Raw genomic sequence first — 10,670 nt, 5'->3', positions numbered from 1 at the left:
ATAAAGAGATAAAAAGAAATATTTTGTAATATTTTTACCACTTTAATTACATTTATTTTTGAACCTAAATAATAATCCATAGAATAGTATCAGCCATGTAGTTACGGAGGGTAATTACATATATTCAGACAATTTATATTTAAAGGGAATATATAATGAAAAGAAAAGTTCTGGCAATTCTCGTACCCGCGTTATTAATGGCTGGCGCAGTAAATGCGGCGGAAATGTATAACAAGAATGGCAACAAAGTTGACCTGTACGGTAAGGTTGATGCGCGTCATACCTTCTCCGACAACCCTGGCGACGACGGCGATGAAACCTATGTACAGGTGGGTTTCAAAGGCGAAACGCAGATCACGAACGACCTGACAGGCTATGGCCAGTGGGAATATAAAACCTACGCTAACGACACCGAAGGCGCAGGGGATAAATCTTTCAACCGTCTGGCATTCGCTGGCCTGAAATATGGCGACTACGGCTCATTTGATTACGGCCGTAATTACGGCGTCGTGTATGACGTTGAAGCCTGGACCGATATGCTGCCGGTATTTGGTGGAGATTCTTACACCTGGACGGATAACTATATGGTTGGCCGTACTAACGGTGTGGCGACCTACCGTAACAATGATTTCTTTGGTCTGGTCGACGGCCTGAACTTTGCGCTGCAATATCAGGGAAATAATGAAGGTGGACCAAACGAAAATCAGGAAGGCACCAAAAACGGCCATGATGACGTTCGTTTCCAGAACGGCGACGGCTTCGGTATGTCTACCACCTATGACTTCGATTTCGGCCTGACGCTGGGTGCGGCTTATTCTTCCTCTGACCGTACTAACGACCAGGTCGCTTACGGCGCTGGCACCTATAACCGCTTCAGCAAATATGCTGGCGGTGAACGTGCGGAGGCGTGGACAATCGGTGCTAAATACGATGCTAATGATGTCTACCTGGCCATGATGTATGCGGAAACCCGTAACATGACTCCGTACGGCAACGATGGCATCGCCAACAAAACACAGAACTTTGAAGCCGTAGCGCAGTACCAGTTTGACTTCGGTCTGCGTCCATCCCTGGCGTGGGTCTATTCTAAAGGCATCGATTTGGGCGGTAACGATTATCACCCAGGCAATGGCTATGACTATGTAGACCAGGATCTGGTTAACTACATCGACGTGGGCGTGACCTACAGCTTCAACAAAAACTTCTCCACCTACGTTGATTATAAAATCAACCTGCTGGACGAAGATGATGCCTTCTACAATGACAACGGTATTGCTACCGATGACATCGTTGGCGTAGGCATGACCTACCAGTTCTAATCCCCATCAATATTAAAGCCCGCGATGCGGGCTTTTTTTATTTGACGCTGAAATATTACGGCGCTTCCTGCAAGGCCAGGCGAACAAACCCGTTATTCTGCGCCAGCAATTCATGCGTTTTCCAGGCATCCAGCCCCGTCAGCACCATCAGTACCGCCGTTTTGCACTGGTGGTTACAGCTTTCCAGCGCGGCCTTCGCCTGCGCCCGGCTACATCCCCCTGCTTCCATCACAATGGCAATTTGTCGTTCGGCCCATCTGGTGTTGCTTGCCTCCAGATCAACGCGCAGGTTGCTGTACACCCGTCCGGAACGTACCGCCAGACCGGTGGTGATCATATGCAGGATCATGCTTTGCGCAATGCCTGCTTTAGCGTTGGTATACCCGGCCACCACATCCGCGCCCAGATCGGGAGCAATGACCATGCTCGCCAGCTGCGCCGCTTCACTTTGCGCATCCTCCGTAATGAGCGCAACCGTTGAACCCAAAGACCACGCATGACGCATCGCGCCCCATACCCATGGGGTTTTGCCGCTGACGGACAGCGCCAGCATCATGTCATGCTCGCCAAATTCTATCGTCTGGAGGTCGGCAACGCCGCGCGCGTAGCTACCGGCGTGATCGCCTGCTGTCATCGCAATGACGGGATGTTTTCCCGGCGCAAACGCTTCTGCCGCCTGTTCAGCCACGCGTCCGGACGCGCCCGCGCCGGTCAGTACCAGACGTCCGCCGTGGCTAAGCGTCGCCGCCGCGTTATCCACCACGCGGGCCAGCATACTTAAGTGAGGGGTAAGTGCAGAAGAGATTTGCGCGTCATCCTGGTGTATGACGTTAAGCATATCCAGCGTCGATAATCTGTCGATGTTCGTGGTGCTGGCGTGCCGTCTTTCCCTGGCCGTACCGGTAAGCATAATGCTCATAAACTGCCTCCTTATTATGAGTACCCTCACACTATAAAGTGTTTTATATAGGTCACCTGAGAGGAGGCTCACGAAACGCCTCTCTTTACATGGCTTTATGAAACGCCCGTCATCAGCGATAATTAGCCCTTTCTTATTCATCGCGGAGTGTTAATGAGCGATTTGCAGCCCTTCCCCCCGACGCGCAAGCGCCCTATGAAGCTGAATACGCTGGTTACGCTGATGGTGTGCGCGATTATCGGCTCGGTGCTGCTGGTGGTCTTCGCGCTGTACTCTGTGCAGATCACCCGCGCCACGCGCGATGACGTGAAAGATACCGCGCTGGGTATCGCCCGGACGCTGGCCGACAGCCCGGAGATCAAGCGTGGCCTGATGGAATCGCCGCAGGCTGGCATCATCCAGCCGATTGCCGAGGCGGTGACGAAGCGCAACGACCTGCTGTTTACCGTGGTCACCGACCTGCGTGGGATCCGCTATTCCCATCCAAACGAAGCGCTATTAGGTTTGCATTTTATTGGCGACGATCTGACGCCCGCCCTGGAAGGGAAAGAGAATGTCTCCGTTAACCGCGGCGCGCTCGCGGAAGCGCTGCGCGTCTTTACGCCAGTGTATGACGACCAGCACGACCAGATCGGCGTGGTGGTGGTGGGTATTTCGCTGAATAAAGTTGAAGATCAGATTGCCCGCGGGCGGCTTAACGCCGTTTGGACAATCTTATTCAGCGTTCTGATGAGCTCAGTGGCGATATGGGGTCTGGTCCGGGTTCTGAAACGTATCCTCTTCGGGCTGGAGCCTTACGAGATCTCCGCCCTCTTTGAGCAGCGCCAGGCCATGTTGCAGTCCCTGCGCGAAGGCGTGATGGCCGTGGATATGCACGGGCGCGTGACGATGATTAACCACACCGCCAGAGAAATATTACTCCTGACCTCGGGCCAGCACTCCGAAAGCAGCAGTGAACCGCTGCTGGCCAGCCTGCGCGAAGTATCCAGGACCGGCATTGCCCGCCAGGATCAGGAGATCGGCTGTAACGGGCGGCTGCTGCTGTGCAACATGGTCCCCGTGAAAAGCCAGAATCAGGTGATCGGGGCGATCAGCACGTTTCGCGATAAGACCGAAATCAGCCAGTTAATGCAGCGTATCGATGGCATGGTCAGCTACGTTGATGCCCTGCGCTCCCATACGCACGAGTTTATGAACAAGCTGCATGTGATCCTCGGCCTGCTGCACATGAAGCGCTACGATAAGCTGGAGGAGTACATCATCCAGACCGCGCAAAATTATCAGACGGATATCGGCGCGATACAGCGCAAAGTTAAATCACCGGTCATTGCGGGCTTCCTGCTGGGTAAAATTAACCGCGCTAAAGAGGCCGGAGTGACCCTGACGCTGGCGGAGGAGAGTCAGCTTCCCGACACCGCCAATGAAGAGCAGGTTGCGGTGCTGATCACCGTGCTGGGCAATTTAATCGAAAATGCCCTGGATGCGATGGAAGGCCAGCCGGAAGGCGAGATTGGCCTGCTGCTGCACTATCAGAACGGCTGGCTGAGCGGTGAGGTCAGCGATGACGGTCCCGGCATTGATCCCGAGCGGCTGGAGGCTATTTTTACAAAGGGCTACTCAACAAAAGGTGAAAACCGCGGCGTTGGGCTGTTCCTTGCGCGTCAGCAGATCCAGAATCTGGGCGGAGATATTACCGTCGAGTCGGAGCCTGGCGTATTTACCCAATTTTTTGTTCAGATCCCCTGGGATAGCGAGAGGAATATCGCGTGATAAATGTGTTAATTGTCGATGATGACGCCATGGTAGCCGACCTCAACCGTCTGTATGTTAACCGCGTTGAGGGTTTTAGCTGCTGCGGCGTCGCTTCCACGCTCAACCAGGCCGAGGCGTTGATCGCCAACCCAGGCCAGCCGATCGATCTGGTGCTGCTGGATGTCTATATGCAGCAGGATAACGGGCTGGATCTGCTGCCCATCATCCGCGCGTCGGGCCGCCCGATTGACGTCATCATGATCTCGTCGGCCTCCGACGCCGCAACGATCCAGACCTCAATGCACTATGGCGTGGTGGATTACCTGATTAAACCGTTCCAGTTCCCGCGTTTTGAAGAGGCGCTGAACGGCTGGAAGGCAAAGCGCAGCCTGATGGGATCGCATCAGTATTATGAACAGGCCGACGTCGACAGGCTGATCCACGGCGGCGCGCCGGAGCTGGCCGACAGCAAAAAATTACCGAAAGGCCTGACGCCGCAGACGCTGCGCACCATTTGCCAGTGGATCGACAGCCATCCGGAGATAGAGTTTTCCACCGACGATCTGGCGAATGCGGTCAACATTTCCCGCGTCTCCTGCCGCAAATACCTGATCTGGCTGGCGCAAATTAATATCCTGTTCACCAGCATTCACTACGGCGCTACCGGCCGGCCGGTATATCGCTACCGTTTGCAGCCGGAACAGGTCGGCCTACTCAAACAGTACTGCCAGTAATTCGGTAGCTGTCGTCCAGAAGGGTAAAACGGAAGTGGTGCATCGAGGAGATCACCACTTCTTTTGTTTTGGTGACAAAGATGGCTTCAATATCGGGGCGCGAACGCAGCGCGGCGCAGCCCTTTTCCACGCCCATGCCGTAGATCAGCGTGGTCCAGATATCGCCGTCGAGGGAGTCTGGCGAAATAATCGTCACGCTGTCCAGTTCGTTATCCAGCGGGTAGCCGGTGCGTGGGTCAAGTATGTGGTGATAACGTTTGCCGTTCAGCTCGAAGTAGCGCTCATAGGTGCCTGACGTCACCACCGACCGGTTTTCGACCGTCATGGCGCCAATCAGCGCGTCACCGGCGAACGGTTTTTTCAGGCCGACGCGCCAGCCGCCCTCCGGCGAGCCTAACGTCTGGACGTTGCCGCCAAGGTTGATCAGCCCAAGTTCAACGCCCTCTTTATGCAGGTAATCCCGCACCCTGTCGGCGATATAGCCTTTAGCAATGGCCCCCAGATCGATCTCCATTCCCTGGCGAGTAAGAAACACGCTGCTGTTGGCTTCATCCAGCACCACGTCCGCAGGATGCGTGATGCCCAGCAAGGCGGCGATCTCGTCCGCGGGCGGTACAGCGTCCCCCTTAAAGCCAATTTTCCAGCATTTCACCAGCGGGCCGATCGCCAGGTTAAAGGCGCTGTCTTTAAGCAGGCTGGCCGCTTTCGCGCAGCGGATCAGCTCGAACACCGGGCGACTGACGGCAACCGGATGCTGACCGGCCGCATGGTTGATGTCCATTACCTGGGAGTGCGCTCGGTTAACGGTAAGCAGATCTTCGTACTGTTTGATCAGGCGAAACACGCGAGAGGCAAGCGCTTCGTCATGGGAAAAGAGTTTCAGGAGGATGGGCGATCCCATCAGAACGGCGGAGTAGCTGTAAACGCGATGGCTATCAGGCATTTCATGAGTCCTCAGATGTAGCCCCGGCAGGCACCGCGCCGCCGGGGAAACAGGAGCCTTACCGTGTTTTCGAACGCATAGCCGCCTGATGTCCTGCAAGCGTACCAAAAATAATGATATCTGCCACCGCGTTACCGCCGATGCGGTTACCGCCATGGATGCCCCCGACAACCTCACCCGCAGCAAACGCTCCCGGCAATACGTTGTGGTTGCTGTCCAGCACGCAGGTTTCTGTGTTAATGGTCACGCCGCCCATGGTGTGGTGAACGCCCGGTGCAATCTGAATGGCGTAGAACGGCCCTTCGTTGATTGGCGCACGCAGCGCGGTGGTGCGACCGAAATCATCGTCGTGCTGTTTCTCCACAAAGCCGTTGTAGCGTTCCAGCGTTGCCAGGAACTGGTGGTGATCCATCCCCAGCGCTTCCGCCAGGGCTTTTGGAGAGCTGGCGCTGGTAACAAACCCTTTTGCGATGTACTCATCCGCGGCTTTGTTTTTGGCGCGAACATGCTCGTCAAAGACGATGTAAGCGTATTTCTCCGGCAGCGCGATGATCTGCGCCGAGACTTTGTCGCGGGTCGACATTTCGTTATAGAAGCGGTTGCCCTGCTGGTTTACCAGAATCGCCCCGCCGCCGCGGATGGATTCGGAAATCAGATACGACGTTTTCTGCTCAACGGTTGGGTGGATCTGAATTTCGCCCATATCCACGGTGCCCGCACCGATACGCTCCAGCAGCGCGATACCGCCTCCGGTCGCCCCTTTGTGGTTGGTGGTAACGAACCCTGCCAGATCCGGACGGTATTTCACCACCATCTGGCTGTTGGCGCTGAAGCCGCCCGTTGCCACAATCACGCTTTTGGTTGCCACGGTGAGGGTTTCGTTCTCTTCGGTGGTCAGACGCACGCCGGTCACTTCGCCATTTTCGAAAATGATGTCGCTCACGGAGGTATCCAGCATCACCTCGATGTTGCGCTTGTTGACGTTACGCACCAGGCCGCTGATCAGATACCCGCCCACTGCGGAACCATCTTTCGGACGGTGCGTACGGTCGATGCTCATCCCGCCGGTGGTGGTAATGTCGTTCAGCATAATGCCGCGCGTGGCCAGCCATTCGATGGCCTGCGGCGCGTTCTCGACAAAGCGACGCAGCAGTTCTGGGTTGTTCTTGTTGCCACCGCCTTTCAGACTTTCCTGGTAGAACAGCTCTTTGCTGTCCTGAATACCTTTCACGCGCTGGAAGCGGGTCTCCGCCGCGTTCATCCCGGCCGAGGCTTTAATGGTGTTCCCGCCGATGGTGGGCATTTTCTCGACGATCAGCACGCTCGCGCCTTCGTCATGCGCCTGAATCGCCGCCGCCAGACCGGCGCCGCCGCTGCCGACCACCACCACATCCACGCTTTTCGTCTCATTCGGGTCTGCGCCCTCTTCCGCCGCCAGCGCTTTGCTGGATTTCAGCATCGCCTTCGAGACCGCTTTTTTCACCGCCTCGCTCTGGCTGGTCGCGCCCGTAATCGCGTCCACGTGCGGGGTGTTGGCATCCAGAATACGGGTACGGATCTCTTCGAAGCTGGTGACAAACTCGACGTCTTCACTCGGGCCGGAGGCCAGTTCGATATCGGCGATGCGGTCGGTTTCGAGGCTGACGTTAATCACCAGCTCGTTAGCATCGTCCTGCACTTTTTCAATAAAGGTGCCCGGTTTGAATTTAGATTCGCCCATGCTCATGTCGCGGATCATCGCTTCCACCAGCGAGAAGCGCCACAGCGGTTCCGGGATGCTCAGTTCTTCGCGTCGGGTGCTGTCCATAAACAGCTCCAGGCTTTCGCCCGCCGCGATGCGATCGGTCCAGTCCGGATAGGCGATGGTGGCGCGGCCAACGGCAATCAGGTCGTAACCGTGATCCAGCGCTTCATTCACATCCGTGGCATTCACCACGCCGCCAACGCCCATTACCGGTACCTGCGCCAGCGTGTCAGAGCGCATGGCGCAGTATTTTTCGATAAGTGGCGTCGGGTCCTGAGTATCGACGATAGATGAACGCAGGGCGGCACCAAGGGAGAAGTGGAGATAATCTACCCCGCGCGCGGCCAGTTTTTCCAGCAGATACAGGGTGTCTTCGAAGCGAATGCCCGGGACTTCAAGCTCTTCCGGAGAGAAACGGTAGCCAATGATAAACGCGTCGTCCGCGTACTGGCGCACCATCTTGTGGGTAATGTCCAGCACCGCCAGCGGGAATTTCGCGCGGTTTTCGCGGCTGCCGCCCCACTCGTCGTCGCGCTGGTTAGAGTTCGGGGAGAAGAACTGCTGGATCAGATAGGTATTCGCCCCGTGGATTTCGACGCCGTCGAACCCGGCCTGAATTGCGCGGCGCACGGCTTCGCCGAACTTGCCGATCATGCCTTCCACCTCTTCCGCGGTCAGGGCAACCGGCGTGGCGGCACCGTCACGCGGCGCGGCAACGGCGCTTGGGCCAACCGGCGTGCGACCCCCAATCAGTTTTGGGTCGACCATACGGCCGCCGTGGTAGATTTGCAGCAGGGCTTTGGAGCCTTTGGACTTGATAGCGTCAGCGATTTTTGCCAGCCCGGCGATTTTCTCGTCGTTATCAATACCAATTGCGCCCGGGAACGCCAGGCCGAGATCGTCAACAAAACAGCACTCAACGATGATGGTGCCGATGCTGCCCGCACGGGCGCGGTAGTACTCCACCAGCTCGCTGGTCACGGTGCCATCGTAATAACCGGTACAGGTTGTCATCGGGGCCATTAACAAACGGTTTTTCAGTTCAGTACCATTCGGTAATGTGAAGGGGCTTAAAATACGTTCGTTAGTGCTCATAATAGAAACTCCAAACTTTAAAAATTAAGAATTCGTTATCGGGATGATTTTTTTATTTCGTGTTTTTTGCCGATGTCATGATAGTAATATAAAGCTTTTTTTAGTTTCTAAAGTCATTACGTTAGTTAATAAACTATTTAATCCCTTCGATAACATTAATAACACATTGGTGTTAGCGGGAATGTTTCACTCGTTCACAAGAATTTAAAAAAAGTTAAATTATAAAAGGTCAAACCAATACACCATGATCAATATAAAACCTTATAAAACAACAACAAACAAAAACACCAAAATTTAAATGTTATAGTTTTGATACATAACATACGTAAAATCAGCGAATAACCACACTACCCAGAGTGGTTATTATAAAAAGTATAAAAATAGCCATTCAGTTCCGTTTTTTTGATCGCGATCAATAGTTATGGCATTCAAAAGAGCAATATAAAAACATCATCATTTTTTATTTAGCGCAAACCAAAATGCGTTAAATCGCTATTAGTGAAAACACAAATCCGCACCTTAAATAACTAAAAAAAGCAAAAAGGATATTTCAATAGAATTTGTGTTTTCGCCGGGCGACGAATTTTTGACAACTTAAGACGTGAAACTATGAATACAAAAACTGCTGTAACGCCTCCTGCGGCGAATCTGGCATCAAATGGAACAGCAAAACGACTGCTGATGATGGCTTTGCCCGTCATTGTTGCCGTCCTGCTGTTGTTTGTCCCCGTTCCGGAAGGGCTGCCGCCTTATGCGTGGCACTACTTCGCCATCTTTGTCGGCGTCATCGTCGGGTTAATTTTCGAACCGCTGCCGGGCGCCGTGATCGGTCTTACCGGCGTCGTGGCGATTGCGCTGTGCAGCCAATGGGTACTCTTTAGCCCTGAACAGCTGGCTGACCCAAAATTCAAGCTGGCGGGCGCCTCCTTTAAATGGGCGGTCAGCGGGTTTGGTAACTCCACTGTCTGGCTGATTTTCGGTGCCTTTATGTTCGCCGCAGGCTACGACAAAACCCGCTTCGGCCGCCGTCTGGCGCTGATTCTGGTGAAGTACCTGGGCCGTCGCAGCCTGACGCTCGGTTACGCCATTACGTTTGCGGATCTGCTGCTGGCCCCGTTCACCCCGTCCAACACCGCGCGCAGCGGCGGGACCATCTACCCGATCATCGCCAACCTGCCGCCGCTGTACGGTTCAAAACCCAATGACCCAAGCGCGCGCAAAATCGGTTCGTATCTGATGTGGGTAGCCATCACCGCGGCCTGTATCACCAGCTCGATGTTCCTTTCCGCTCTGGCACCTAACCTGCTGGCGCTGGCGCTGGTAAAAAGCACGGTTGGAATTGATATCTCCTGGGGGACCTGGTTCCTCGCCTTCCTGCCGCTGGGCATCCTGCTGATCCTGACCATGCCGCTGCTGGCTTACTGGTTCTACCCGCCGGAAGTGAAGGTAAACAACGAAGTCCCGCTGTGGGCGACCCGTGAACTGGAAAAACTGGGCAAACTGTCGCGCAATGAGATCCTGCTGCTGGTGTTCGTGTGCTGTGCGCTGCTGATGTGGATCTTCGCCGCGGCGTGGATTGAACCGGCCATGGCTGCCCTGCTGATCGTTGGCCTGATGCTGTGGACCGGCGTGCTGGAGTGGAACGATATCACCGGTAACAAAGCCGCGTGGAATACCTTCGTCTGGTTCGCCACCCTGGTGGCGCTGGCGGATGGCCTCTCCTCCACCGGTTTTATCAGCTGGCTGGGTAAAGAAGGCGGCCTGCTGATGAGCGGTATCTCTCCGGGTGTCGCCACCATCGTGCTGCTGCTGGCTTTCTACCTGCTGCACTATCTGTTCGCCAGCACCACCGCGCACACCACGGCGCTGCTGCCTGCGATGCTGACCATCGCCTCCACCATTCCGGGCATGAATATGGAAGTGTTCGTTCTGCTGATGGTGACCTCGCTGGGCGTGATGGGGATCATTACCCCCTACGGTACGGGTCCAAGCCCGATTTACTACGGTAGCGGCTACCTGCCAACCAAAGACTACTGGCGCCTCGGCACCATCTTCGGTGCCATCTTCCTGGCGGCCCTGCTGCTGATTGGTTATCCGTGGATGTCCATGATGTTCTGATTCCTGACCGCCGGACTTCTCCTCCGGCGGTTTTATTTTTGTGGAG

7 protein-coding genes are annotated in these 10,670 nt (G+C 55.0%); 4 read left to right on the top strand and 3 right to left on the bottom strand.

Annotated elements, in window-relative coordinates; translation table 11 throughout:
• Positions 1-155 precede the first annotated feature (155 nt).
• Positions 156-1,319, top strand: coding sequence for a porin OmpC (ompC, locus tag IM290_RS18655; protein ID WP_193042592.1), 1,164 nt, complete (start codon positions 156-158; stop codon positions 1,317-1,319).
• A 55-nt stretch (positions 1,320-1,374) separates the two neighbouring features.
• On the opposite strand, the gene IM290_RS18650 is transcribed toward ompC, so the two are convergent.
• Entirely contained in the window at positions 1,375-2,238 is an 864-nt protein-coding gene (locus IM290_RS18650) for an N-acetylmuramic acid 6-phosphate etherase (RefSeq protein WP_193042593.1), read from the bottom strand.
• Positions 2,239-2,391: 153 nt separating this feature from the next.
• On the opposite strand from IM290_RS18650, the gene IM290_RS18645 reads away from it, so the two are divergent.
• Together IM290_RS18645 and dcuR are read left to right on the top strand one after the other, a co-directional pair.
• Complete coding sequence (locus tag IM290_RS18645) at positions 2,392-4,008, top strand: sensor histidine kinase (protein WP_032619380.1); 1,617 nt, start codon at positions 2,392-2,394, stop codon at positions 4,006-4,008.
• Positions 4,005-4,724, top strand: a complete 720-nt coding sequence (gene dcuR, locus IM290_RS18640) for a two-component system response regulator DcuR (RefSeq protein ID WP_003859556.1) — start codon at positions 4,005-4,007, stop codon at positions 4,722-4,724. Before IM290_RS18645 ends, dcuR begins: the two co-directional genes overlap by 4 nt.
• Here dcuR and IM290_RS18635 read toward each other — a convergent pair.
• Complete coding sequence (locus IM290_RS18635; protein ID WP_193042594.1) at positions 4,705-5,667, bottom strand: FAD:protein FMN transferase; 963 nt, start codon at positions 5,665-5,667, stop codon at positions 4,705-4,707. The genes dcuR and IM290_RS18635 overlap by 20 nt on opposite strands.
• Before the next feature lie 58 nt (positions 5,668-5,725).
• Positions 5,726-8,506, bottom strand: coding sequence for a flavocytochrome c (locus IM290_RS18630; RefSeq protein WP_131492543.1), 2,781 nt, complete (start codon positions 8,504-8,506; stop codon positions 5,726-5,728).
• 609 nt (positions 8,507-9,115) lie between these two features.
• On the opposite strand from IM290_RS18630, the gene IM290_RS18625 reads away from it, so the two are divergent.
• Positions 9,116-10,624, top strand: a complete 1,509-nt coding sequence (locus tag IM290_RS18625; RefSeq protein WP_017383327.1) for an anion permease — start codon at positions 9,116-9,118, stop codon at positions 10,622-10,624.
• Positions 10,625-10,670: the final 46 nt, after the last annotated feature.

The sequence above is a fragment of the Enterobacter cloacae complex sp. S1 genome, assembly GCF_014930525.1.
Classification (GTDB): Bacteria; Pseudomonadota; Gammaproteobacteria; order Enterobacterales; family Enterobacteriaceae; genus Enterobacter; species Enterobacter hormaechei_C.
Note: the sequence above shows the minus strand (reverse complement) of the source record. Positions and strands in the feature narration are given on the sequence as shown.